Origin of the sequence: Mesorhizobium sp. 131-2-1 (assembly GCF_016756535.1) — a bacterium.
Taxonomy (GTDB): domain Bacteria; phylum Pseudomonadota; class Alphaproteobacteria; order Rhizobiales; family Rhizobiaceae; genus Mesorhizobium.
Genome location: NZ_AP023247.1, coordinates 2,878,118 through 2,901,548, shown reverse-complemented (window position 1 = coordinate 2,901,548; position 23,431 = coordinate 2,878,118). Strand labels below are relative to the sequence as shown.

20 protein-coding genes and 1 riboswitch are annotated in these 23,431 nt (G+C 64.7%); of the genes, 6 read left to right on the top strand and 14 right to left on the bottom strand.

The window, feature by feature from the left end; all coding sequences use genetic code 11:
- Nucleotides 1-10: 10 nt before the first annotated feature.
- The 14 genes from JG743_RS13945 to JG743_RS13880 all read right to left on the bottom strand — a co-directional run bounded on the left by JG743_RS13945 (nt 11) and on the right by JG743_RS13880 (nt 14,358).
- Complete coding sequence (locus tag JG743_RS13945) at nt 11-1,516, bottom strand: NADH-quinone oxidoreductase subunit M (protein WP_202301241.1); 1,506 nt, start codon at nt 1,514-1,516, stop codon at nt 11-13.
- Nucleotides 1,516-3,489 (bottom strand): NADH-quinone oxidoreductase subunit L, encoded by a 1,974-nt coding sequence (nuoL, locus tag JG743_RS13940; RefSeq protein WP_202301239.1) that lies wholly within the window; start codon nt 3,487-3,489, stop codon nt 1,516-1,518. The genes JG743_RS13945 and nuoL overlap by 1 nt, the downstream gene beginning before the upstream one ends.
- Nucleotides 3,490-3,499: 10 nt before the next feature.
- Complete coding sequence (nuoK, locus tag JG743_RS13935; protein WP_202301229.1) at nt 3,500-3,808, bottom strand: NADH-quinone oxidoreductase subunit NuoK; 309 nt, start codon at nt 3,806-3,808, stop codon at nt 3,500-3,502.
- Nucleotide 3,809: 1 nt separating this feature from the next.
- Nucleotides 3,810-4,430 carry an NADH-quinone oxidoreductase subunit J gene (locus tag JG743_RS13930; RefSeq protein ID WP_202301227.1) on the bottom strand — a complete coding sequence of 207 codons (621 nt, stop codon included), beginning with the start codon at nt 4,428-4,430 and terminating at the stop codon, nt 3,810-3,812.
- 121 nt (nt 4,431-4,551) lie between these two features.
- A complete protein-coding gene (nuoI, locus tag JG743_RS13925; protein ID WP_202301225.1) occupies nt 4,552-5,043 on the bottom strand; it encodes an NADH-quinone oxidoreductase subunit NuoI in 492 nt (163 codons plus the stop codon).
- Nucleotides 5,043-6,086: an NADH-quinone oxidoreductase subunit NuoH gene (nuoH, locus tag JG743_RS13920; protein ID WP_202301223.1), complete on the bottom strand. Its 1,044-nt coding sequence runs from the start codon at nt 6,084-6,086 to the stop codon at nt 5,043-5,045. The genes nuoI and nuoH overlap by 1 nt, the downstream gene beginning before the upstream one ends.
- 2 nt (nt 6,087-6,088) lie before the next feature.
- Nucleotides 6,089-8,170: an NADH-quinone oxidoreductase subunit NuoG gene (nuoG, locus tag JG743_RS13915; protein WP_202301214.1), complete on the bottom strand. Its 2,082-nt coding sequence runs from the start codon at nt 8,168-8,170 to the stop codon at nt 6,089-6,091.
- Between the two features lie 75 nt (nt 8,171-8,245).
- Nucleotides 8,246-8,941 carry an NADH-ubiquinone dehydrogenase gene (locus JG743_RS13910; RefSeq protein WP_202301212.1) on the bottom strand — a complete coding sequence of 232 codons (696 nt, stop codon included), beginning with the start codon at nt 8,939-8,941 and terminating at the stop codon, nt 8,246-8,248.
- Between the two features lie 76 nt (nt 8,942-9,017).
- Nucleotides 9,018-10,322, bottom strand: a complete 1,305-nt coding sequence (gene nuoF / locus JG743_RS13905; RefSeq protein ID WP_202301203.1) for an NADH-quinone oxidoreductase subunit NuoF — start codon at nt 10,320-10,322, stop codon at nt 9,018-9,020.
- Nucleotides 10,323-10,332: 10 nt separating this feature from the next.
- Complete coding sequence (locus tag JG743_RS13900) at nt 10,333-11,610, bottom strand: NADH-quinone oxidoreductase subunit E (RefSeq protein ID WP_202301201.1); 1,278 nt, start codon at nt 11,608-11,610, stop codon at nt 10,333-10,335.
- Nucleotides 11,611-12,801, bottom strand: coding sequence for an NADH-quinone oxidoreductase subunit D (locus JG743_RS13895; RefSeq protein ID WP_202301199.1), 1,191 nt, complete (start codon nt 12,799-12,801; stop codon nt 11,611-11,613).
- 9 nt (nt 12,802-12,810) lie between these two features.
- On the bottom strand, nt 12,811-13,416 hold the full coding sequence (locus JG743_RS13890) for an NADH-quinone oxidoreductase subunit C (protein WP_202301197.1): 606 nt from the start codon (nt 13,414-13,416) through the stop codon (nt 12,811-12,813).
- Between the two features lie 4 nt (nt 13,417-13,420).
- A complete protein-coding gene (locus tag JG743_RS13885; protein ID WP_202301195.1) occupies nt 13,421-14,002 on the bottom strand; it encodes a NuoB/complex I 20 kDa subunit family protein in 582 nt (193 codons plus the stop codon).
- A complete protein-coding gene (locus JG743_RS13880) occupies nt 13,993-14,358 on the bottom strand; it encodes an NADH-quinone oxidoreductase subunit A (RefSeq protein ID WP_006335683.1) in 366 nt (121 codons plus the stop codon). The genes JG743_RS13885 and JG743_RS13880 overlap by 10 nt, the downstream gene beginning before the upstream one ends.
- 333 nt (nt 14,359-14,691) lie before the next feature.
- Here JG743_RS13880 and JG743_RS13875 point away from each other — a divergent pair, with 333 nt between their 5' ends.
- The 6 genes from JG743_RS13875 to cobG all read left to right on the top strand — a co-directional run bounded on the left by JG743_RS13875 (nt 14,692) and on the right by cobG (nt 23,430).
- Nucleotides 14,692-15,888, top strand: coding sequence for a winged helix-turn-helix domain-containing protein (locus JG743_RS13875; RefSeq protein ID WP_202301193.1), 1,197 nt, complete (start codon nt 14,692-14,694; stop codon nt 15,886-15,888).
- A 54-nt stretch (nt 15,889-15,942) separates the two neighbouring features.
- Nucleotides 15,943-16,635 carry a DUF6348 family protein gene (locus JG743_RS13870; protein WP_202301191.1) on the top strand — a complete coding sequence of 231 codons (693 nt, stop codon included), beginning with the start codon at nt 15,943-15,945 and terminating at the stop codon, nt 16,633-16,635.
- A gap of 59 nt (nt 16,636-16,694) precedes the next feature.
- Nucleotides 16,695-16,900: riboswitch (cobalamin riboswitch) on the top strand.
- A gap of 38 nt (nt 16,901-16,938) precedes the next feature.
- Nucleotides 16,939-17,367: a DUF1636 family protein gene (locus tag JG743_RS13865; RefSeq protein WP_202301189.1), complete on the top strand. Its 429-nt coding sequence runs from the start codon at nt 16,939-16,941 to the stop codon at nt 17,365-17,367.
- 2 nt (nt 17,368-17,369) lie between these two features.
- A complete protein-coding gene (cobW, locus tag JG743_RS13860; RefSeq protein WP_202301187.1) occupies nt 17,370-18,407 on the top strand; it encodes a cobalamin biosynthesis protein CobW in 1,038 nt (345 codons plus the stop codon).
- A gap of 17 nt (nt 18,408-18,424) precedes the next feature.
- Nucleotides 18,425-21,961, top strand: coding sequence for a cobaltochelatase subunit CobN (locus JG743_RS13855; RefSeq protein WP_202301176.1), 3,537 nt, complete (start codon nt 18,425-18,427; stop codon nt 21,959-21,961).
- Entirely contained in the window at nt 21,958-23,430 is a 1,473-nt protein-coding gene (gene cobG, locus JG743_RS13850) for a precorrin-3B synthase (RefSeq protein WP_202301167.1), read from the top strand. Before JG743_RS13855 ends, cobG begins: the two co-directional genes overlap by 4 nt.
- Nucleotide 23,431: the final 1 nt, after the last annotated feature.

Sequence of the window (23,431 nt, the reverse complement as noted above, 5' to 3'; positions counted from 1 at the left end):
ATATCCCCGGTCAGTTCGCCGCCGCGGTCTGCGCGGTATTGATGGATGCGGTGACGTTGGTGACGAGCGCCTTGACCGAAGCGGCCGTCGCATCGAAGACCGGCGCCGGGTAGACGCCGAAGAAGATGACCAGCACCACCAGCGGATAGATGATCGCCTTCTCGCGCGTGGAGAGGTCGAGCAGGCCCTTCAGGCTGTCCTTGGTCAGCGCGCCGAAGATCACCCGGCGATAGAGCCAGAGCGCATAGGCGGCCGACAGGATGACGCCGGTGGCGGCGAAGAACGCCACCCAGGTGTTGACCCGGAACACGCCGAGCATGGTCAGGAACTCGCCGACGAAGCCGCTGGTGCCGGGCAGGCCGACATTGGCCATGGTGAAGACCATGAACACGGTGGCGTATTTCGGCATGTTGTTGACCAGCCCGCCATAGGCGTCGATCTCGCGCGTGTGCATGCGGTCGTAGATGACGCCGACGCAAAGGAACAGCGCGCCCGACACGAGGCCGTGGCTGAGCATCTGGAAGATCGCGCCCTGCACCCCTTCCTGGTTCATGGCGAAGATGCCCATGGTGACGAAGCCCATATGGGCGACCGACGAATAGGCGATCAGCTTCTTCATGTCCTCCTGCATCAGCGCCACCAGCGAGGTGTAGATGATGGCGACGACCGAGAGCGTGAACACCAGCGGCGCGAACATCTCCGACGCCAGCGGGAACATCGGCAGCGAGAAGCGCAGGAAGCCGTACCCGCCCATCTTCAGCAGGATGGCGGCCAGGATCACCGAGCCCGCCGTCGGCGCCTCGACGTGCGCGTCCGGCAGCCAGGTGTGCACCGGCCACATCGGCATCTTCACCGCGAAGGAGGCGAAGAAGGCGAGCCACAGCCAGGTCTGCATGTTGGCCGGGAAGTTGTGCGTCAGGAGCGTCGTGATGTCGGTGGTTCCGGACTGGAAGAACATCGCCATGATGGCGAGCAGCATCAGCACCGAGCCTGCTAGCGTATAGAGGAAGAACTTGAACGAGGCGTAGACGCGCCGCTTGCCGCCCCAGACGCCGATGATGATGAACATCGGGATCAGGCCAGCTTCGAAGAAGACGTAGAACAGCACGATGTCGAGCGCGCAGAACACGCCGATCATCAGCGTTTCCAGCAGCAGGAAGGCGATCATGTAGGCCTTGACTCGCTTCTCGATCGCTTCCCACGAGGCCAGGATGCAGAGCGGCATCAGGAAGGTGGTGAGGATGACGAACAGCATCGAGATGCCGTCGACGCCCATATGGTAGGAGATGCCGGAATCCAGCCAGGCGAACTTCTCGACGAACTGGAAGCCGGCCTGCGAATTGTCGAAACCCTTCCAGATGAACAGCGAGATGATGAAGGTGATGCCCGTCGTCCACAGCGCGATGGCGCGGATGTTGCGGCGCGCGTTTTCACTGTCATCGTTGATAAACAGGATGAGCAGCACCCCCACCAGCGGCAGGAAGGTGACCAGCGAGAGGATTGGCCAGGCGGTCATCAGAGCATCATCCAGGTGACGAGTGCGGCAACGCCGATCAGCATGGCGAAGGCGTAGTGGTAGAGGTAGCCGGTCTGCAGCTTGACGACGCGGTTGGTGACGTCGACGACGCGCGCCGAAATCCCGTCAGGCCCGAGCCCGTCGATGACGGCGCCGTCGCCGGTCTTCCACAGGAACCTGCCGAGGCGCTTCGCCGGCCGCACGAACAGGAAGTCGTAGAGCTCGTCGAAATACCACTTGTTGAGCAGGAAGGCGTAGAGCAGGCGATGGTTGGCAGCGACGCTGCCCGGCAATTCCGGCGAACGGATATAGAATTTCCAGGCGACGCCGAAGCCGATGACCATGGCGATGAACGGCGCCAGTTCGACCCACAGCGGCAATTCGTGGATCTCGTGCAGGATGTGGTTTTCCGGCAGCGTGAACAGCGACGCCTTCCAAAACTCGGCATAGCCCTCGCCGATGAAGGCGCCATGGAAGATGATGCCGGCAAACAGCGCGCCGGCCGCCAGGATGAACAGCGGCACCAGCATCACCGGCGGCGATTCATGGACATGGTGCATGACCTCGTGGCTGGCGCGCGGCTCGCCATGGAAGGTCATGAAGATCAGCCGCCAGGAGTAGAAGGAGGTGAATGCCGCGGCGACGACCAGCAGCACGAAGGCGGTGCCGGCAAACAGATTGTGGCTGGCAAAGGCGCTTTCGATGATGGCGTCCTTGGAGAAGAAGCCGGCGGTGCCGATGACCGTCACCGGGATGCCGACGCCGGTCAGCGCCAGCGTGCCGATCACCATCATCCAGTAGGTCTTCGGAATGAGCGTCCTGAGGCCGCCCATGTTGCGCATGTCCTGCTCGTCGGAGACGGCGTGGATGACCGAGCCGGAGCCGAGGAACAGCAGCGCCTTGAAGAAGGCGTGCGTGAACAGATGGAAGATCGCCGCGCCGTAGGCGCCGACACCCAGCGCCACGAACATGTAGCCGAGCTGCGAGCAGGTCGAATAGGCGATGACGCGCTTGATGTCGTTCTGGACGAGGCCGACGGTGGCCGCGAAGAAGGCAGTGAAGGCGCCGATGAAGGTGACGACCGTCAGTGCCGAATGCGACAGCTCGAACAGCGGCGAGAGCCTCGCCAGCATGAACACGCCAGCCGTCACCATGGTGGCGGCATGGATCAGCGCCGAGACCGGGGTCGGGCCTTCCATGGCGTCGGGCAGCCAGGTGTGCAGCGGTACCTGCGCCGACTTGCCCATCGCGCCCATGAAGAGCAGCAGGCAGACCACGGTCATCGCCGACTGCTTGTCCAGAGCATGGCCGAGGAAGGTAAGCACTGCGGCGCCCTCTGGCGCGCCTTCGGCCGGAATGAAGGTCGCCGCATTGGCGAAGATGGTGCCGAGATTGACCGAGCCGAACAGCACGAAAACGCCGAAGATGCCGAGCGCGAAGCCGAAATCGCCGACGCGGTTGACGACGAAGGCCTTGATCGCCGCGGCATTGGCCGACGGCTTCTTGTACCAGAAGCCGATCAGCAGGTAGGAGGCCAGACCGACGCCTTCCCAGCCGAAGAACATCTGCACCAGATTGTCGGCCGTCACCAGCATCAGCATGGCGAAGGTGAACAGCGACAGATAGGCGAAGAAGCGCGGCCGGTTCGGATCGTGGTGCATGTAGCCGATCGAGTAGATGTGGACCAGCGCCGAGACGGTGTTGACGACGACCAGCATCACCACCGTCAGCGTGTCGATCCTCAGCGCCCACGACGCGTCGAGCCCGCCCGACTGGATCCAGCGCAGCACCGGCACGGTGAACACCTCGCCCTCGCCGAAGCCGACGGAGAAAAAGGCGATCCACGACAGCACGGCCGAAATCACCAGGAAGCCGGAGGTGATGTATTCGGACGCCTTGGCGCCGAGCGACGTGCCGAACAGGCCGACGATCAGGAAGCCGAGCAGCGGAAGGAAGACGATCGCTTGATACATGACTGCCCCGTCAACCCTTCATCATGTTGACGTCTTCGACCGCGATCGAGCCGCGGTTGCGGAAGAAGACGACGAGAATGGCAAGACCGATCGCGGCCTCGGCCGCGGCGACCGTCAGCACGAACAGCGCGAACACCTGTCCGACGAGATCGCCGAGCGCCGCCGAGAAGGCGACGAAATTGATGTTGACCGCAAGCAGGATCAGTTCGACCGACATCAGGATGACGATGATGTTCTTGCGATTCAAAAAGATGCCGAACACGCCGAGCGTGAACAGAATCGCCGATACGGTGAGGTAGTGCGCGATGCCGACGACCATCTCAGATGCCCTCGCCCGATTTGACCTTGCGGATTTCCATGCCCGTCGCCGGCGTGCGGCCGACCTGGGCTGCGATCGACTGACGCTTGACGCCCGGCTTGTGGCGCAGCGTCAGCACGATGGCGCCGATCATGGCGACCAGAAGCACCAGGCCGGCGATCTGGAAGTAGTAGAGGTAGTCCGTGTAGAGGATGTCGCCGAGCGCGGCCGTGTTGGTGCGCTGGGCGAGATCCGGAATGGGCTTGGCCACCGTCGAGGCCAGCTGCGGCGCGAAACTGTAGCCCCCGAGCACGACGATCAGCTCCGCCGCCAGGATCAGCCCGACCAGCGCGCCGATCGGCGCGTATTGCAGCGCGCCTTCCTTCATCTCGGCAAAGTCGACGTCGAGCATCATGACGACGAACAAGAACAGCACCATGACCGCGCCGACATAGACGACGAGCAGGATCATCGCCAGGAACTCGGCGCCGGTCAGCATGAACAGGCCGGCGGCGTTGAAGAAGGTCAGGATCAGGAACAGCACCGAATGCACGGGGTTGCGCGCCGAAATGACCATGAAGGCCGACGCCACCGCGACAAAGGCGAAGAGGTAGAAGAAAGCCGCCTCTAGTCCACTCAGCATGGGGTTCCCCCGGGTTCCTGTCCAAACAGGCGTTCGTCCTGTTCGATATCTGCCGCCGCCTCCGGCCGGCAAGTTGCGTGTTCCTTAGACGAGGCCCCTCGCCCCGTCCATGCGTCAAATGTCAGCGATAGGGCGCATCCAGCGCGATGTTGCGCGCCAGCTCGCGTTCCCAGCGATCGCCGTTCGCCAAGAGCCTGTCCTTGTCGTAGTAGAGCTCCTCGCGCGTCTCCGTCGCGAATTCGAAATTTGGCCCCTCGACGATGGCGTCGACCGGGCAGGCTTCCTGGCAGAAGCCGCAATAGATGCACTTCACCATGTCGATGTCGTAGCGCACGGTGCGGCGCGTGCCGTCGTTGCGGCGCGGGCCTGCCTCGATGGTGATGGCCTGCGCCGGGCAGATCGCCTCGCACAGCTTGCAGGCGATGCAGCGCTCCTCGCCGTTCGGATAGCGGCGCAGCGCATGCTCGCCGCGGAAGCGCGGGCTGATCGGCCCCTTCTCGTGCGGATAGTTGATCGTCTCCTTCGGCGCGAAGAACTGGCGCATCGACAGGAAGAAGGCGCTGACGAAATCCTTCAGCAGCAGCGCTTTTGCGGCTTGGGTAAGAGCGGACATCACGCAAATCCCGTGAGCTTGAGGAAGGCGGCGGTGGCGATGACCATGAACAGCGAGATCGGCAGGAAGACCTTCCAGCCCAGCCGCATGAGCTGGTCGTACCGGTAGCGCGGCACGAACGCCTTGACCATGGAAATGCCGAAGAACACCAGGCAGACCTTGAGCACGAACCAGATCAGCCCCGGCACCCAGGTGAAGGGGGCGAAGTCGAACGGAGGCAGCCAGCCGCCCAGGAACAGGATGGTCGCCAGCGCGCACATCAGGACGATGGCGACATATTCGCCAAGGAAGAAGAGCAGGAACGGCGTCGACGAATATTCGACCATGTGGCCGGCGACCAGTTCCGATTCGGCCTCCACCAGATCGAAGGGCGGCCGGTTCGTCTCGGCCAGCGCCGAGATGAAGAAGATGACGAACATCGGGAACAGCGACAGCCAGTGCCAGTCGAGGAAGGTGTTGGGCAGGCCGAGCCGCGTGCCCAGCCCATCATGCTGCGACATGACGATGTCGGACAGGTTGAGCGAGCCGACGCAGAGCAGCACGGTGACGATGACGAAGCCGATCGAGACTTCGTAGGACACCATCTGCGCGGCGGAGCGCAGCGCGCCGAGGAACGGATATTTCGAATTGGACGCCCAGCCGCCCATGATCACGCCATAGACCTCGAGCGAGGAGATGGCGAAGACATAAAGGATGCCGACATTGACGTTGGCGATCGCCCAGCCCTGGTTGACCGGAATGACCGCCCAGGCGGAAATCGCCAGCACAGCCGACACAAGTGGCGCCAGCAGGAAGACGCCCTTGTTGGCGCCGGACGGGATCACCGGCTCCTTGAAGACGAATTTCAATAGATCGGCGAAAGCCTGCAGCGTGCCCCAGGGGCCAACCACGTTCGGGCCGCGGCGCAACTGCACCGCCGCCCAGATCTTGCGGTCGGCGTAGAGGATGTAGGCGACGAAGATCAAGAGCACGACGATCAGCACGACCGACTTCAGCAGGATAATCAGCGCCGGCAGCACGTAGAAGGAGAAGAAGGTTTCCATGCTTATTCCGCCGCCTGCTTGAAGCCGCTCTTGGCCAGCGCCGAGCATTCCGCCATCACGGCAGAGGCCCGCGCGATCGGGTTGGTCAGGTAGAAATCCTTCACCGGCGAGGTGAAGGTGCCCTTGTTCAGCCGGCCACCGAGCTTCGCCGCCTTGGCGACGTCGTCGGCGCTGCCAGCCAGAACCTGGTCGATGCGGGCGAGATGCGGATACTCGCCATAGAGCTTGGCGCGCAGTTGCGGAAGTGAATCGAACGGCAGCTTCTTGCCGAGCACATCCGACAATGCCCTGAGGATCGCCCAGTCCTCGCGCGCGTCGCCCGGCGCGAAACCGGCGCGATTGGTCTGCTGCACGCGACCTTCCGTGTTGACGTAGGTGCCGGACTTTTCCGTGTAAGCAGCGGCCGGCAGGATGACGTTGGCGCGGTGCGCGCCGGCGTCGCCATGCGTGCCGATATAGACGATGAAAGCCCCGCCGGTCTTGGCCATGTCGATCTCGTCGGCGCCGAGCAGGAACAAAAGATCCGTCTCGCCGAGCATGCCGACGACGCTCTTGCCGCCCTCGCCCGGCACGAAGCCGAGGTCAAGACCGCCGACGCGGCCCGCCGCATTGTGGAGCACGGCAAAACCGTTCCAGTCGGCACGGGCGGCATTGACCGCGGCGGCCAGCTTGGCCGCCTGGCCGAGCACGGCCGCACCATCGGCCCGCGCCAGCGCGCCCTGGCCGATAATGATCAGCGGGTGCGTCGCGTTCTTCAGCACCTGGAAGAACTTACCGTTGCCGTCAGCCAGGTCCTTCAGCGATTCCGGACCGGCGCCGATCTGCTCGTAGTCGTAGCGCGTGTCGCCGATCTCGCCGATGACGCCGACCGGCAGGTTGCCGACGCGCCAGCGCTTGCGGATACGGGCGTTGAGCACCGAGGCCTCGAAACGCGGATTGGCGCCGATGATCAGCACCGCGTCAGCCTGTTCGATGCCCTCGATGGTCGGGTTGAAGATATAGCTGGCGCGGCCGAGTGAAGGATCGAGCGCGGCGCCATCCTGGCGGCAGTCGACGTTCTTCGAGCCGAGCGCGGCCATCAGGAGCTTCAGCGCATAGATTTCCTCGACCGCTGCGAGATCGCCGGCGATCGCGCCGATCCGCTCGGGCGTGGTCTTCGACACTTCGTCCTTGATCGCCGCGAAGGCTTCCGCCCAGCTTGCCGGCACGAGCTTGCCGTCTTTACGCACATAGGGGCGGTCGAGGCGCTGCGTGCGCAGGCCGTCCCAGATGAACCGGGTCTTGTCCGAGATCCATTCCTCGTTCACCGCCTCGTTGACGCGCGGCAGGATGCGCATCACCTCGCGGCCCCTGGAATCGACGCGGATCGCCGAGCCGACCGCGTCCATGACGTCGATCGATTCGGTCTTGGTCAGCTCCCACGGGCGTGCCTGGAAAGCGAAGGGCTTGGAGGTCAGCGCTCCGACCGGGCAGAGGTCGATGACATTGCCCTGCAATTCCGAGGTCATCGCCTGTTCGAGATAAGTGGTGATCTCGGCATCCTCGCCACGACCGATCAGGCCGAGCTCGGAAATGCCGGCGACCTCGGTGGTGAAGCGGACGCAGCGCGTGCAGTGGATGCAGCGGTTCATCACCGTCTTCACCAGCGGCCCGATATACTTGTCCTCCACCGCGCGCTTGTTTTCGTGATAGCGCGAGGAATCGACGCCGAAGGCCATCGCCTGGTCCTGCAGGTCGCATTCGCCGCCCTGGTCGCAGATCGGGCAATCCAGCGGATGGTTGATCAGCAGGAATTCCATCACGCCTTCGCGCGCCTTCTTGACCATCGGCGTGTTGGTGAAGATTTCCGGCGGCTCGCCGTTCGGTCCGGGGCGCAGGTCGCGCACGCCCATGGCGCAGGAGGCCTGTGGCTTGGGCGGGCCGCCCTTAACCTCGATCAGGCACATGCGGCAGTTGCCGGCGATCGACAGCCGCTCATGGAAGCAGAAGCGCGGCACTTCCGCGCCGGCATCCTCGGCCGCCTGCAGCAGCGTGTAGTGGTCGGGTACAGTGATCTCTTTCCCGTCGACCTTGAGCTTTGCCATCTCGCCTCAAACCTCTGCGGACGTCCCGCAATCCCGATTTCCCGGCGCGACCAAAACCGCGCCCGGCATTGAATTTCAACCCTTGGCGGCCAGTGCCGTTGCCTGGCCGGTCCAGTCGTCGCGGCCGATGCGGCCGGCGAGCGACAGATAGTCCTCGACCCAGGCGATCTCTTCCGCCGTCCAGGCAGCGATCTGGCCGTATGTCCAGACGCCGAGGCCGTTCAGCACCTTCTCCAGCTTCGGGCCGATGCCCGAGATCGCCTTGAGATCAGCCGGCTCCGTCGGCCGGTCCATGGCCTTGGGCTGCCTGAAATCCTCCGGCATCAGCCCGGTCGCAGCACTGCTTGCGACAGTGTCGGCGCCGGTGGTGTCCTGCGCCTTTTCGACGGCTGCCTGGGCAATGTCGGTCACATCCCTGGCGAAGGTCTGCGCCTCGGCGATCAGCGTCTTTGTCGCCTTGCGTGCCTTGGACGAGGTCTTCTGGGCTTGCTCCAGCTCTTCGCTCCTGGCCTCGAAATCGTCGACGATCGGCTGGAACAGCCGCTGCGAGGCCTCGGTCGCGCCGGAAAGCGCGCCCAGCCAGACGCCGAGGGCATGATTGGCCAGCCCGATGCTGATCGCCGACATGGCGGCGACACCGGCGACAGGGTGCGCCAGGAGATTGACGGCGCTGGCCATCTCCTTCGGCATCATCCTGGTCAGATCCTGGTTCATCTTCTCCAACTGGTCCATGTCGGGTATCAGTGCATAGGGTATCGAATACAGCGCCATCGAGTGTCTCCTGGTCGTTTCTTCGTATGCCCCGCCCGCTATTCCTGTCGCCGGGCTTTCGCCCGCAATTCCAACCTTATTCCGCCGCCACCATCACCGGCTCCACCCGGTGCGCGTTGCGCGAAAACTCATCGATGCGGCGCTCCACCTCGCCGCGGAAATGCCGCATCAGGCCCTGGATCGGCCATGCCGCCGCGTCGCCCAGCGCGCAGATCGTGTGCCCCTCGACCTGCTTGGTGACGTCGAGCAGCATGTCGATCTCGCGCTTCTGCGCCTCGCCGCGCACCAGCCGCTCCATAACCCGCCACATCCAGCCGGTGCCTTCGCGGCACGGCGTGCATTGGCCGCAGCTTTCGTGCTTGTAGAAGTAGGAAAGCCTGGCGATCGCCTTCACGATATCGGTCGACTTGTCCATGACGATGACAGCCGCCGTGCCGAGGCCCGATTTCAGGTCGCGCAGCGCGTCGAAATCCATCGGCGTGTCGATGATCTGCTCGGCCGGCACCAGCGGCACCGAAGCGCCGCCCGGAATGACCGCCAACAGATTGTCCCAGCCGCCACGGATGCCGCCGCAATGCGTGTCGATCAGTTCGCGGAATGGGATCGACATCGCCTCTTCGACGGTGCACGGATTGTTGACGTGGCCGGAGACGCAGAACAGCTTGGTGCCGACATTGTTCGGCCGGCCGAAGGACGAGAACCAGGCAGCACCGCGCCGCAGAATGGTCGGCGCGACCGCGATCGACTCGACGTTGTTGACCGTCGTCGGGCAGCCATAGAGGCCGACATTGGCCGGGAACGGCGGCTTCAGCCGCGGCTGGCCCTTCTTGCCTTCCAGGCTTTCGAGCAGCGCCGTCTCCTCGCCGCAGATATAGGCGCCGGCGCCATGATGCATGTAGACGTCGAAGTCGTAGCCGGACGTGTTGTTCTTGCCGATCAGCTTGGCCTCGTAGGCCTCGTCGATGGCCCGCTGCAGCGCCTCGCGCTCGCGGATGAACTCGCCGCGCACGTAGATGTAGGCGGCGATCGCGCCCATGGCGAAGCCGGCGAGCAGCGCGCCTTCGACCAGCGTGTGCGGGTCGTTGCGCAGGATGTCGCGGTCCTTGCAAGTGCCGGGCTCGGATTCGTCGGCGTTGATGACCAGATAGCTCGGCCGGCCGTCGCTCTGCTTGGGCATGAACGACCATTTCAGACCGGTCGGGAAGCCGGCGCCGCCGCGGCCGCGCAGCCCCGACGCCTTCATCTCGTTGACGATCCAGTCGCGCCCCTTGGCGACGATGCCTGGCGTGTTGTCCCAGGCGCCGCGCGCCATCGCCCCGGCGAGCGACTTGTCGAACAGGCCGTAGATGTTGGTGAAGATGCGGTCTTTGTCCTGAAGCATTGTTCGTCCCTCAGACCGGCTTCTTGCCGAAGACGCGGATGTATTCGGCGACCCCGCCCTTGGCGAGCGCCTTGGCCTGCTTGACCCAGTCGTCGCGCTCGATGCGGCCATGGAAGGAGAGATAGGCGTCCACCCACTCGCGCTCGGCCTTCTTCCACGACGCGACCTGCGCGAAGGTGAAGATGCCCAGCGAATGCAGCGTGCCCTCGATCTTCGGACCGACGCCGGAGATCAGCTTGAGGTCGTCGACCAGCGCCGGCTTGTCGATGCCGGCCGGGCGGTTCTTGTCCTCGAGCGAAGGCTTTGCCGGCTTGGCGGCTGGTGTCTTGGCTTCCGGCGCCTTGAAGGCGGGAGCCGGCTCGGCCTTGGCCCTCGGACCGCTGCGCTGCTTCGAGATACCCTCGACTTCCGGCGCGGCCTTGTTGGCATTGACGGCCGAATGCCGCGGCGCGGAGACGCTCGCCGCCTTTTCCACCGCAGGGGCGACTTTGACCGGCGACGGTGTTTTCAGTGCCGGGCTGGTCTCGAGCGCATCGGTCGTCGGCTTGCTGGCCTTCGACGGCGCCACGGGAGGAGCCGGCGCCGGCACGGGCGCCGCGATTATCGCATCCGGCGCGGCCTTGGCGGCCTTGGCCGCAGCCTTGGCTTCCTTCTCGCGCGTCGACTTAAGGATCGCCTTTTCGCTCTTCAGCGTCGTCAGGCCGGAAGCCGGCTCCGAGCCGGTGCGGCCGTTCTGCGGGCCAGGCGCCACGGAGGCGCCCTTGCCGGCCTCGTAAAGATCGATGATCTCGGCCAGCCGCTCCGGCGTCAGGTCCTCGAACGTGTCTTTGAAGATCATCACCATCGGCGCGTTGACGCAGGCGCCAAGGCATTCGACCTCCTCCCACGACAGCGTGCCCTTGTCGTTGGTGTGGAACTGGTCATGGTGGATCTTGGAGCGGCAGACATCCATCAGCGCTTCCGAGCCGCGCAGCATGCAGGGCGTGGTGCCGCAGACCTGGATATGCGCGCGGGTGCCGACCGGATTGAGCTGGTACTGCGTGTAGAAGGTCGCGACCTCGAGCCCGCGGATTCGCGGCATGCCGAGCATGTCGGAGATCGTCTCGATCGCCGCCTTGGTGACCCAGCCTTCCTGCTCCTGCGCCAACATCAGCAGCGGGATGATCGCCGACTGCTCGCGGCCCTTCGGATATTTCTTGATCCACTGCTTGGCCGCCGCCGTATTCGCCCTGTTAAAGGCGAAGGAGGCTGGCTGGACGCTGGCATCTGCGAGACGGCGGACTGACATTTAGCGATCGACCTCACCAAACACGATGTCGAGGGAGCCAAGCACGGCGGTGACGTCGGCCAGCATGTGGCCGCGGCACAGGAAATCCATGGCCTGCAGATGCGCGAAGCCGGGCGCACGCAGCTTGCAGCGGTAAGGCTTGTTGGTGCCGTCGGAGACCAGATAGACGCCGAACTCGCCCTTGGGCGCCTCGACGGCGGCGTAGACCTCGCCGGCCGGCACGCGGTAGCCTTCGGTGTAGAGCTTGAAGTGATGGATCAGCGCTTCCATCGAGCGCTTCATCGCCGCGCGCTTCGGCGGCACCACCTTGCCGTCGAGGTTCGACACCGGTCCCGTGCTTTCCTTGCCGAGCAAGAGATCGACGCACTGGCGCATGATCTTCGCCGATTGGCGCATCTCTTCCATGCGCACGAGGTAGCGGTCGTAGCAGTCGCCGTTCTTGCCGATCGGGATGTCGAAATCCATCTCGGAATAGCATTCATAGGGCTGCGATTTGCGCAGGTCCCAGGCAGCACCAGAGCCGCGCACCATCACGCCCGAAAAACCCCAGGCCCAGGCATCGGCCAGCGACACGGTGCCGATATCGACATTGCGCTGCTTGAAGATGCGGTTGGGGGTGAGCAGCGCGTCGAGGTCGTCGATCGACTTCAGGAACGGATCGATCCACTTGCCGATGTCTTCGACCAGCTTCTGCGGCAGGTCCTGGTGGACGCCGCCGGGGCGGAAATAGGCCGCATGCATGCGCGAGCCCGAAGCGCGCTCGTAGAACACCATCAGCTTTTCGCGCTCGACGAAGCCCCACAGCGGCGGCGTCAGCGCGCCGACGTCCATCGCCTGCGTCGTCACATTGAGGATGTGCGACATGATGCGGCCGATCTCGGAATAGAGCACGCGGATCAGCTGGCCGCGCTTCGGCACCTCGATGCCGAGCAGCCGTTCGGCGGCGAGCGCGAAGGCGTGCTCCTGGTTCATCGGCGCGCAATAGTCGAGTCGGTCGAGATAAGGCACCGCCTGCAGGTAGGTCTTGGCCTCGATCAGCTTTTCGGTGCCGCGATGCAGCAGTCCGATATGCGGATCGACGCGGTCGACCACCTCGCCGTCCAATTCCAGCACCAGGCGCAAAACGCCATGCGCCGCTGGATGTTGCGGTCCGAAGTTGATGTTGAAGTTGCGGACGGAGGATTCAGCCATTCTGGCGCCTCAATTCGTCTTGGCTTTTTCATCCCCCGGCAGCACGTAATCCGTGCCTTCCCATGGGGAGAGAAAATCGAAATTGCGGAATTCCTGCTTGAGCTCGACCGGCTCGTAGATGACTCGCTTGGCCTCGTCGTCGTAACGCACCTCGACGAAGCCGGTCAGCGGGAAATCCTTGCGCAGAGGGTGCCCCTCGAAGCCGTAGTCGGTGAGGATGCGGCGCAGGTCGGGATGGCCCGAGAACAGCACGCCGTAGAGGTCGTAGGTCTCGCGCTCGAACCAGTCGGCGCCGGGATAGACGGCGGTGAGCGAGGGAACCAGCGTCTCCTCATCGGCCTGGACCTTGAGGCGGATGCGCACATTCTGCTTCGGCGACAGCAGGTGATACACGACATCGAAGCGCTTGGCCCGCGACGGATAGTCGGCGCCGCAGACGTCGATGATCGAGATGAACTGGCACCGCTGGTCGTCGCGCAGGAAGGTCGCCACCTCGATCAGGTCGCTCGACTCGACGGAGACGGTGAGCTCGCCATAGGCCAGCACCGCATCGCCAACCCGGCCGGTCAGCTTCTCGCCCAGATAGGTCGAGAGTTCGTTCAGCTTCTGGCTCATCGGTTCACCGCTCGATCGTGCCGGTGCGGCGGATCTTCTTCTGCAACAGAAGAATGCCGTAAAGCAGCGCTTCCGCGCTCGGCGGGCAGCCGGGCACATAGATGTCGACGGGCACGACGCGGTCGCAGCCGCGCACCACCGAATAGGAATAGTGATAGTAGCCGCCGCCATTGGCGCACGAGCCCATCGAGATGACGTAGCGCGGCTCCGGCATCTGGTCGTAGACCTTGCGCAGCGCCGGCGCCATCTTGTTGGTCAGCGTGCCGGCGACGATCATGATGTCGGACTGGCGCGGGGACGCGCGCGGCGCGACGCCGAACCGCTCCGAGTCATAGCGCGGCATCGAGGTGTGGATCATCTCGACCGCGCAGCAGGCGAGACCGAAGGTCATGAACATCAGCGAGCCGCTGCGCGCCCAGGTGATCAGCGCCTCGGTCGAGGTGACGAGGAAGCCCTTGTCGGCCAGCTCGTCGTTGATCTCGAGGAAGAACGGGTCATCCTGCCCCACCGGCCGGCCGGTGTTGGGATCGATGATACCCTTGGGCTTCGGCGCGACGAGGGTGCCTGAACTGTCGTTCAATCCCATTCCAGCGCTCCTTTTTTCCATTCATAGGCAAAGCCGATGGTCAGCACGGCCAGAAACACCATCATCGACCAGAAACCGAGCATGCCGATCTTCGAGAAGGACACCGCCCACGGGAACAGGAAGGCGACCTCGAGGTCGAAGATGATGAACAGGATCGACACCAGGTAGAAGCGGATGTCGAACTTCATGCGGGCGTCGTCGAACGAGTTGAAGCCGCATTCATAAGCGGAAAGCTTTTCCGGATCGGGATTGCGGTAGGCCACCAGGAACGGCGCCACGAGCAGCGCCAGGCCGACGACCAGGGCCACGCCGATAAACAGGACGATGGGCAGATACGAACTCAAAAGTGCGTTCATGCTGCGGCTTTCCGTTGGCTGCCAATCCACGTTGATTACAGCAACCGATCCTATTGCGGAAGCGTGACAGATTCACCGCTGAACCGTTTTAAGGGCCTATGCTGCAACGCGGCGAGGGTTAGCGCAGCGCTTTCGGCGAAGCAAGTCAAACCTTGTTCAAAACGCGGCGCTGGACGGCTTATCGGAAGAAACTGGTCCGATCCGCTCCTGTTTGATTTCCTTCACCTTTTACTCCACTTTTTTCTCCTGACATATCTCCCGCCATTTGCCTGCTAGCATGGCCGGAATCAGGGACCGGAAATTCGGGCAGACGGATCAGGGCAAGGCTTCTGGATGAAGGAAAAAATATCTCTTGGCATGGCCAGGCGCATCGCACTCGGCGCGCAAGGATTCACCGACCCGCAACCGGGCGGCACGCCGGATCGCCGCCATCTCGCCCGCGTGCTTTCCCGGACCGGCCTGCTGCAGATCGATTCCGTCAGCGCGGTGGTCCGCGCCCACTACATGCCGCTCTATTCGCGCCTCGGCCCGTATCCGCTGGCGCTGCTCGACGATGCCGCCGTGACGCGCAAACGCAAGGTTTTCGAATACTGGGCGCACGAGGCCTCCTTCCTGCCGGTCGAGACCTATCCGCTGCTGCGCTGGCGCATGCAGCGGGCCGAGCAAGGCGAGGAAATGTATTCGGGCCTCGCCAAATGGGGGCGCGAGCGGGCCCAGATGATCGAGGAGATCTACGGGCAGGTCGCCGAACGCGGGCCGATCGCCGCCTCCGACATAGAAGGCCACAAGGGCAATGGCGGCTGGTGGGGCTGGAGCGAGGCCAAGCATGCCTTTGAATGGCTGTTCTGGGCCGGACGCATCACCACCGCCTACCGGCGCGGCTTTGAGCGCTACTATGATCTGCCCGAACGCGTGCTGCCGCAGGCTGTGCTCGACCTGCCGGTTCCCACGGTCGAGGACGCGCATCGCGAATTGCTGCGCATTTCCGCCCGCGCCCATGGCATCGCCACCTATGGCGACCTGCGCGACTATTTCCGCCTCGCCCCGGGCGACGTGAAGGACCGCATCGAGGAGCTGGTCGAGGCGGGCGAGCTGCTGCCTGTGCGGGTCGAGGGCTGGGACAAGACCGCTTATCTGCACAAGGACGCCCGTTTCCCGCGCAAGATCGAGGCGCGTGCCCTGCTCGCGCCGTTCGATCCGGTCGTCTTCGAGCGCACGCGGACCGAAAAGCTCTTCGACTTCCGCTACCGCATCGAGATCTACACCCCGGCCGAAAAACGCCAGTATGGCTACTACGTCCTGCCCTTCCTGCTCGGCGACCGGATCGTCGCCCGCGTCGACCTGCGCGCCGACCGCCCGGCCAGCGTGCTGCGTGTCCATGCCGCCTATGCCGAGGCCGGCGCTCCGCCGGAAACCGCCGCCCAGTTGCTTGAAGAGCTGAAACAGATGCAGGGCTGGCTCGGGCTCGAGCGCATCGAAGTGACGCCGGCCGGCGATTTGGGGCCGGCGCTGGCTGGCGAGATAAGATAGGCAACCCCTGCAGCGTCTGTCATAGACCCTCCAATAAGCCTCGTAGGTTGTGCAATGGCATCGGACAAAGTGCTCGACATGATCCATGGCGCATTGATTGCGCATGGAATCGATGCAGTGCGTAGAGATCAGGACGTTTTGCTACAGTCGGGGCAACTTCGGTTTGAGGCTGAGGTGTTCGAGACGGGAGCTGGCCGGCTGGTCCTCGAAATCTACATTTTTTCTCCACTGCTTGATGTTCAGCCAGTCATTGAATCCTTTGCTGGCTTCGGTGACACGCGCGAACAAGAATTAAATCAGGCGTTTGAAAAATTTCTCCGCGGCGTTTTCCACGTGGCCATCGAGGGGCTGGCTGATCATGTCTGCGACAACATGCAGGCAGAAGTAGAGGTTTGGCAGAAAAGCAGTCCCGATTGGAAGATATGGCAAAAAAATGCTCGCTGGAAAATCTATGGCGGACCGGTCATTTCCCAGGCCACCACCGAGCTATGTTCGCTGAACCGGAGTTATCCAACATTCTATGCCAAACTGGAAAAGCTGTTCACGGCCTCCGTTTCGCCCGGCAGTCATTTTGTACGCACTTTTTTTGCAGCTTTAAAGGGCGAGCTTATTTGTGCCGAGGTCCTTCTGGACAATAAGGTTTGGCAAGAAGGACAGGATCTAGCCCTCAGCCATGACTGGGACCATGGCGATGGTTATCAAGCAGTCAGGCAAGTTATTCTGGCTCTGCCGATTGGCGGCACATGACAGCCTCTGGCCGACATCGCGGTGTCGTAGCCGCGCGTTGACACCGCTGCCCCCAAAAGCCTAAATCCACAACAGACGGTCCCCTGCCCGCAACGGCTGGGGCCAAGAGGGAATGCGGTGCGGGATCGACGATCCCAATTCCGCGGCTGTCCCCGCAACTGTAAGCGACGAGCCTCGGCCGAAAACCACTGGGATGTTCCCGGGAAGGCGGCAACCAAGGCGATGACCCGCGAGCCAGGAGACCTGCCGTCTGAGACAAAAGAATCCGATCGCCTGGCGGGTTTTCCGGGCAAGGAGCCTGATTTGGAGCGCGACAGCAGTTTTTCGGCTGATAGAGCGGACGCATTGTCCGGCCATGACGACGATCTGGCCGGCGTCACCGTCATTGTCTGCTCGTACTGTCGCGACGAAACCGGCTCCGATGCCCATCCCCGCGCCGGCGCGCTGCTTGCCGAAGACACGCGCCGCGCTGCAGCGGATGAAAACATCCGCATCCGTACCATCGAATGCCTTGGCAATTGCAAGCGCCGCCTGAGCGCCGCGATCCTTCGCGACGGCTGCTGGAGCTACGTTTTTGGCGACCTCACTGCCAGCAGCGGCGCCGATCTTGTTGCTGGCGCCAAACTCTTCGCCACCTCGACCGACGGCCTCATCCCCTGGCGCGGCCGCCCCGATTCGCTGAAACGCGGCCTCGTCGCCCGCATCCCTCCCCTCGACCTCCTTAAGGACTGACCATGACCGCTTCCGTTTCCCGCGTCCCCTGCACCGTCGTCACCGGCTTCCTCGGCGCCGGCAAGACGACGCTGGTCCGCCATCTCCTGGAGAACGCCGGCGGCAAGCGTATCGCGATCATTGTCAACGAGTTTGGCGACATCGGCATTGACGGGGAGATCCTCAAGGGCTGCGGCATTGACACCTGTCCGGAGGAGAACATCGTCGAACTGGCCAATGGCTGCATCTGCTGCACCGTGGCCGACGATTTCGTGCCCGCGCTCGACCAGATCCTGTCGCTGACGCCGAAAGTCGACCACATCCTGATCGAAACCTCCGGCCTCGCTCTGCCCAAGCCGCTGGTCCAGGCCTTCCAGTGGCCGACAGTGAAAAGCCGCGTCACCGTCGATGGCGTGATCGCCGTGGTCGATGGCCCGGCATTGGCCGAAGGCCGCGTCGCCAACGACATGGACGCCTTGCAGGCGCAGCGTGCCGCCGACGCGACGCTCGACCATGACGATCCGGTCGAGGAGGTCTTCGAGGACCAGATCGCCTGCGCCGACCTGATCATCCTGTCGAAGAGCGACCTGATGGACGCCGCCGGCTCAGCCCGCGCCAACGCCATCGTCAACGAACACTCCGCCCGCGCCGTGAAGATCGTGCCGACGTCTCACGGCAAGGTCGATCCCTCCATACTGCTGGGGCTCGGTCTCGCCGTCGAGGACGACATCGAGAACCGCAAATCCCATCATGACGGTGCATTCGACCACGAGCATGACGACTTCGACACGTTCATTGTCGACATTCCCTCGATCGCCAATCCGGACGAGTTGGCAAAGCGCGTCGCCACCGCCGCGGAAGAAGAGAATGTGTTGCGTGTGAAAGGCTTCGTCGAGGTCGGCGGCAAGCCGATGCGGCTCCTGCTGCAGGCGGTCGGTCCGCGCGTCAATCATTACTACGACCGCGCCTGGACGGCGGACGACGACCGCCGCTCGCGCCTCGTCGTCATCGGCCTCAAGGGCCTGAACCGCCCGGCGATCGAGCGTATCCTCGCCGGCTGAGGCAAACCCGAACCGCCATGCACATCCTCACCACCACATCCGCCTCGCTCGACGATCTCGCCGAGCCTGTCGATCTCAGGCAGACGCCTGCGGATGTCGTGGCGCTGTCCTTCACCGACAGCGACCTCTCGGGACTGGCAACAGCGTGGAAGGCCGACTCCGAGCGATTGCCCGCGATGCGGCTTGCCGCCTTGCGCGACCTGCGCCACCCCATGTCGGTCGACCTCTGGATCGACAGCGTCGCCCGCCATGCCAGGGTGATCCTGGTCCGCATCCTCGGCGGCTATGACTGGTGGCGCTATGGCTGCGACCAGCTCACCGCGGTTGCGCGCGAACGCGGCATCAAGCTGGCGCTACTGCCCGGCGAGAGCCATGACGAGGATCTGCGCCTGATCGAGGGCTCGACCCTGCCACGCGCCGAGTTGGACAGCCTGCTCGGCTATTTCCGCGAAGGCGGGCCGACCAATATGGCGGCGCTGGTGAAGAGGCTGGCGCGGCTGGCGGGGTCGGATACGGCGGTGGCCGAGCCGGTCAGCGTGCCGAAGGCGGGGTACTACGAACCTGGACACGGTGTGGTCTCCCTTCCCTTCGTCGGGAAGGAAGAAGAAGCAGTCATCCCCATCCTGTTCTACCGTTCGATGCTGCTGGCCGCCGATGTCGCGCCGATCGATGCGCTTGTCGAGGCGCTCAGGCAGCGCGGAATGGCGCCGGCCCCGATCTTCGTCTCCAGCCTCAAGGACCCGGCGTCCCTCGCCTTTGTGGAGAATGCGCTTGCATCGCTGAAACCGGCAGCGATCGTCACCGCCACCGCCTTCGCCTCCGGCGCCGAACCGGGCGCCGAAACGCTCTTCGACCGAGCCGGCGTGCCGGTGTTCCAAGTCATCGTCGCAACGACAAGGCGCGAGGTGTGGGAGAAGAACCAGCGCGGCCTGGCGCCGGCCGATCTTGCGATGCATGTCGTCCTGCCCGAGTTCGACGGCCGCATTCTGGCCGGCGCGATCTCGTTCAAGGGCGAGATTGAGACCGATCCGGCGCTGGCCTTTCGCGCCTTTGCAAACCGGCCGGAGGCGGACCGGGTGGCGCAAGTCGCCACACGCATCGAGGCATTCATCCGCCTGCAGCGGACGGCAAGAGCGGATCGAAAGCTGGCCATCCTGATCCCCGACTATCCGAGCGCCCCTGGCCGCACCGGCTACGCCGTTGGTCTCGATGTGCCGTCCAGCGTGCTCGCCATGCTGCACGACCTGAGGGAGCAGGGCTACGCCGTTGAAGGGATTCCGCAATCGCCGCGCGCGTTGCTGGATGCGCTGGAGGTGGGTGGGCAAGGGTTGAAGTTGGAGGACTATGTCTCGCTCTCGACAAAGTTGCCCAGCGCGGCAATGGCTGCGGTGGAAGCTGCTTGGGGCAAGGCAGACAAGATAGGTTTAAGCGAGGCGCCCCCCTCTGTCCTGCCGGACATCTCCCCCACTTGGGGGGAGATTGGCAGTTCTGGCGCCGGCTCTCCCCTTGAAACGGCGGTAATTGGCGAAAGTGGCGATGACGGCATGATCTCCCCCCTCGTGGGGGAGATGTCCGGCAGGACAGAGGGGGGCGCGACAGAACGCCGGCCTTCGCGGCACATTGGCGAAAACCGCTTCCCCTTCCGCGCCGCGACCTTCGGCAACATCACCGTGGCGCTCGCCCCCGACCGTGGCCGCTCGGCCGACCGCCGCGCCGACTATCACGACCCAACCCTCCCTCCCCGCCACGAATTGATCGCCTTCGGCCTCTGGCTGCGCAGATCGCTCGGCGTGCATGCCCTCATCCATGTCGGCGCGCATGGCACGCTGGAATGGCTGCCGGGCAAGACCGTCGCGCTCTCCGATATCTGTTTCCCCGAGATCGTCACCGGCGCGCTGCCGGTCATCTATCCCTTCATCGTCTCCAATCCCGGCGAGGCGGCGCAGGCCAAGCGGCGCATCGCCGCCGTGACGCTCGGCCATCTGCCGCCGCCGCTGACCGGCGCCGGGCTGGACGAGAACCAGCAGAGGCTGGAACGGCTGGTCGACGAATACGCCCAGGCCGATGGGCTCGACCGCCGCCGCCGCGACAGGCTGGCGAAGCTGATCGTCGAGACCGCGCGGCAAACCGGGCTTGCCTCTGAGGCCGGCGTTGCCGGCACCGACGCGCCGGACGAGGCGCTGCGCCGCATCGACGCCTGGCTCTGCGACCTCAAGGATTTCGCCGTCAAGGACGGGCTGCATGTCTACGGCCGCGCGCCGGGGGGCGAGGCCGATCCGCTGCGCAGGCGAAGCGCCGAAGCCGAAAGGGCCGCCCTGCTCGCCGCGCTCGATGGCCGCCACATCAAGGCTGGTCCGGCCGGTGCGCCGGCGCGCGGCCGCTCCGACGTGCTGCCCACCGGCCGCAACCTCTTCACCGCCGATCCCCGCACCATGCCGACGCCGACCGCCTATGAGCTCGGACAGGCGGCAGCGCAAGAAGTGGTGCGCAGCTACATGCAGAGCCATGGTGACTGGCCGCGCTCGCTGGTCATCGACCTTTGGGGCTCGGCCTCGCTTCGCACCGGCGGCGAGGAGATCGCGCAAGGCCTGGCGCTGATGGGCTGCCGGCCGCAATGGGATGCCGCCACCGGCCGCGTCACCGGCATCGAGGTGTTGCCGCCGGCGGCGCTCGGCCGCCCGCGCGTCGATGTCACCTGGCGCATTTCCGGCCTGTTCCGCGACATGTTCCCGACCCAGATCGCGCTGATCGATGCCGCCGCCAACGCCGTCGCCAGCCGCGACGAGGACGATTCCGAAAACCCGCTCGCAGCGGCGACCCGCACCGAGGGCAAGGTCGGCCCGCGCATTTTCGGCACTTCGCCCGGCACCTACGGCGCCGGCGTCGAGGAGCTTTTGTCGAGCGGCGACTGGGCCGCGCGTGAGGAAATCGGTCGTGCCTATCTCGACGCCACCTCGCACGCCTATGGCGGCGCGAACGGCGAAGCCATGTCCGCGCCCGGCGCTTTCGAAGGCCGCATCGCCGAGGCCGATCTTCTCGTCCACACCGGCGACGACCCCGGCCGCGACATTCTCGAAGGCTCGGCCGACGTTGCCTTCATCGGCGGGTTTTCCGCCGCCCTTGCAGCACTTGGTCGGAATGCCGACGTTATCGTGCTCGACACCACGGACCCGCAAAAGCCGAAGCCGCGCTCGGTCGGCGAAGCGGTGTCCCGCGTGGTGCGCGCCCGTGCTGTCAACCCGCGCTTCATTGCCGGTCAGATGCGGCATGGTCCGCGCGGCGCCTCCGAATTCGCCGAGACGGTCGACCGCCTCGTCGGCTTCGCCGAGACCACGCATGCCATATCGGGCGCTCTGATCGAGGCTGTGCACGACGCCTATCTTGGCGATGCGGACGTCCGTGCCTTCATCCTGCGCGAGAATCCGGCCGCCGCGAAGGTCATCGCGGAGCGGCTGCTATCGGCGCGACGCCGCGGGCTGTGGCATCCGCTGCGCAATTCGATCGACGACGATCTCGCGGCGCTGATCGCCGAAGCCCAGCGGGTGGCGGCATGAACGCTTTCTCGCGCCGCGGCGCCTGCCCTGCCCTCAGCGCCCCGATGCAGACCGGCGACGGGCTGCTGGCGCGGCTCAATCCGGTTGCTGGAGGAATGTCGCCGAAGCTTTTGATCGGACTCGGCGAATCCGCCTTGCGCCACGGCAACGGCATCATGGAAGTGACAGCGCGCGGCAGCCTGCAGATCCGCGGCCTGACCGCGGAAAGCGCGCGGCTGCTGGCGGCAGAGGTGGATGCGCTGGGCATTGCCGTGCGCAGCGGCGTGCCGGTCGAGATCGGGCCGCTGGCGGGCCTCGACCCGCGTGAGATTGCCGATCCGCGCCCGCTGGCTGAGCGGATCAGGGTGGCGATTGATGAAGCGGGGTTGACGCAACGGCTGGGGCCGAAAGTGTCGGTGGTGGTCGACGGCGGCGGGCAGTTGACCATGGACGCAATGACGGCCGACGTGCGGCTGAAGGCAGTCCCGGCCACGGCCGGCGTCCGGTGGAGCGTATCGGTTGCCGGTGACGGCCGAAGCGCGAGGCCGCTCGCGGTGGTCGATGAAGATGCGGCCCGCGATATCACCGTTGCAACTCTGAGGATGGTCGCTGAAAAGGGCCGCGAAGCGCACACGCGGGATTTGTCGGATAGGCAGTTGGCCTCCCTCGCAGGTTGGCATTCCTTCGCGCCCCCCTCTGTCCTGCCGGACATCTCCCCCACTAGGGGGGAGATTGCGCTGTCGCCCGCGGTTTCGCCAATCACCAACGCTGAAGGTGATGAGGCGGCGCCCAAGCTGCCAATCTCCCCCCAAGTGGGGGAGATGTCCGGCAGGACAGAGGGGGGCGCCGTAGAGCGCCATGGCTCGCCTATTGGCCTCTTCGACATGATCAGCGGCCATGCCCTCGGCATCGGCCTGCCCTTCGGCAGCATGCCGGCACCAAATCTTATCGACCTCGCCCAACACGCCCTCGCCCTCGGCGCCACCGAAATCCGCCTGGCACCCGGCCGTGCCCTGCTCTTCCTCGGCCTCATCCCATCCGCCTGCTCTTCGCTGCAAAACTCCGCCGCCACCCTCGGCTTCGTCACCGACGCCGCCGACTCGCGCACCCGCATTGCCGCTTGCCCTGGAATGCCCGCCTGCGCCTCCGGCCGCATCGCGACGCGCGACATCGCCGAGGCCATCGCGGCACAAGATGGCGACCTCCTCGACACCTCGCTCAGCCTGCACATTTCAGGCTGCGCAAAAGGCTGCGCGCATCCAGGCTCGGCAGCGCTGACCCTGGTCGGCGACGAAAACGGAGCCGGACTTGTCGTGAACGCGACGGCAAAAGCCCTTCCTGCCGGATACAGGCCGGGCTATGACGCCGCGCGCGGCATAGGCGGCATCCTTGCCGCACTCCGCGAGCAACGACTCCAAGGCGAGACCGCCGCCGCTTGCCTGACAAGGCTTGGCGCGACCGGCATCGCCGAAATCTACCGACAGGAATGAG

Excerpts from the sequence above, each read along its gene's own strand:
- JG743_RS13895 (WP_202301199.1), bottom strand. The coding sequence starts at position 12,801 with ATGGCTGAATCCTCCGTCCGCAACTTCAACATCAACTTCGGACCGCAA.
- JG743_RS13870 (WP_202301191.1), top strand. The coding sequence starts at position 15,943 with ATGGCATCGGACAAAGTGCTCGACATGATCCATGGCGCATTGATTGCG.
- JG743_RS13930 (WP_202301227.1), bottom strand. The coding sequence starts at position 4,430 with ATGCTGAGTGGACTAGAGGCGGCTTTCTTCTACCTCTTCGCCTTTGTC.
- nuoK (WP_202301229.1), bottom strand. The coding sequence starts at position 3,808 with ATGGTCGTCGGCATCGCGCACTACCTCACCGTATCGGCGATTCTGTTC.
- JG743_RS13890 (WP_202301197.1), bottom strand. The coding sequence starts at position 13,416 with ATGAGCCAGAAGCTGAACGAACTCTCGACCTATCTGGGCGAGAAGCTG.
- nuoL (WP_202301239.1), bottom strand. The coding sequence starts at position 3,489 with ATGTATCAAGCGATCGTCTTCCTTCCGCTGCTCGGCTTCCTGATCGTC.
- nuoI (WP_202301225.1), bottom strand. The coding sequence starts at position 5,043 with ATGTCCGCTCTTACCCAAGCCGCAAAAGCGCTGCTGCTGAAGGATTTC.
- JG743_RS13910 (WP_202301212.1), bottom strand. The coding sequence starts at position 8,941 with ATGGCGCTGTATTCGATACCCTATGCACTGATACCCGACATGGACCAG.
- JG743_RS13875 (WP_202301193.1), top strand. The coding sequence starts at position 14,692 with ATGAAGGAAAAAATATCTCTTGGCATGGCCAGGCGCATCGCACTCGGC.
- nuoG (WP_202301214.1), bottom strand. The coding sequence starts at position 8,170 with ATGGCAAAGCTCAAGGTCGACGGGAAAGAGATCACTGTACCCGACCAC.
- JG743_RS13945 (WP_202301241.1), bottom strand. The coding sequence starts at position 1,516 with ATGACCGCCTGGCCAATCCTCTCGCTGGTCACCTTCCTGCCGCTGGTG.
- nuoH (WP_202301223.1), bottom strand. The coding sequence starts at position 6,086 with ATGGAAACCTTCTTCTCCTTCTACGTGCTGCCGGCGCTGATTATCCTG.
- JG743_RS13880 (WP_006335683.1), bottom strand. The coding sequence starts at position 14,358 with ATGAACGCACTTTTGAGTTCGTATCTGCCCATCGTCCTGTTTATCGGC.
- cobW (WP_202301187.1), top strand. The coding sequence starts at position 17,370 with ATGACCGCTTCCGTTTCCCGCGTCCCCTGCACCGTCGTCACCGGCTTC.
- JG743_RS13885 (WP_202301195.1), bottom strand. The coding sequence starts at position 14,002 with ATGGGATTGAACGACAGTTCAGGCACCCTCGTCGCGCCGAAGCCCAAG.
- JG743_RS13900 (WP_202301201.1), bottom strand. The coding sequence starts at position 11,610 with ATGTCAGTCCGCCGTCTCGCAGATGCCAGCGTCCAGCCAGCCTCCTTC.
- nuoF (WP_202301203.1), bottom strand. The coding sequence starts at position 10,322 with ATGCTTCAGGACAAAGACCGCATCTTCACCAACATCTACGGCCTGTTC.
- cobG (WP_202301167.1), top strand. The coding sequence starts at position 21,958 with ATGAACGCTTTCTCGCGCCGCGGCGCCTGCCCTGCCCTCAGCGCCCCG.
- JG743_RS13855 (WP_202301176.1), top strand. The coding sequence starts at position 18,425 with ATGCACATCCTCACCACCACATCCGCCTCGCTCGACGATCTCGCCGAG.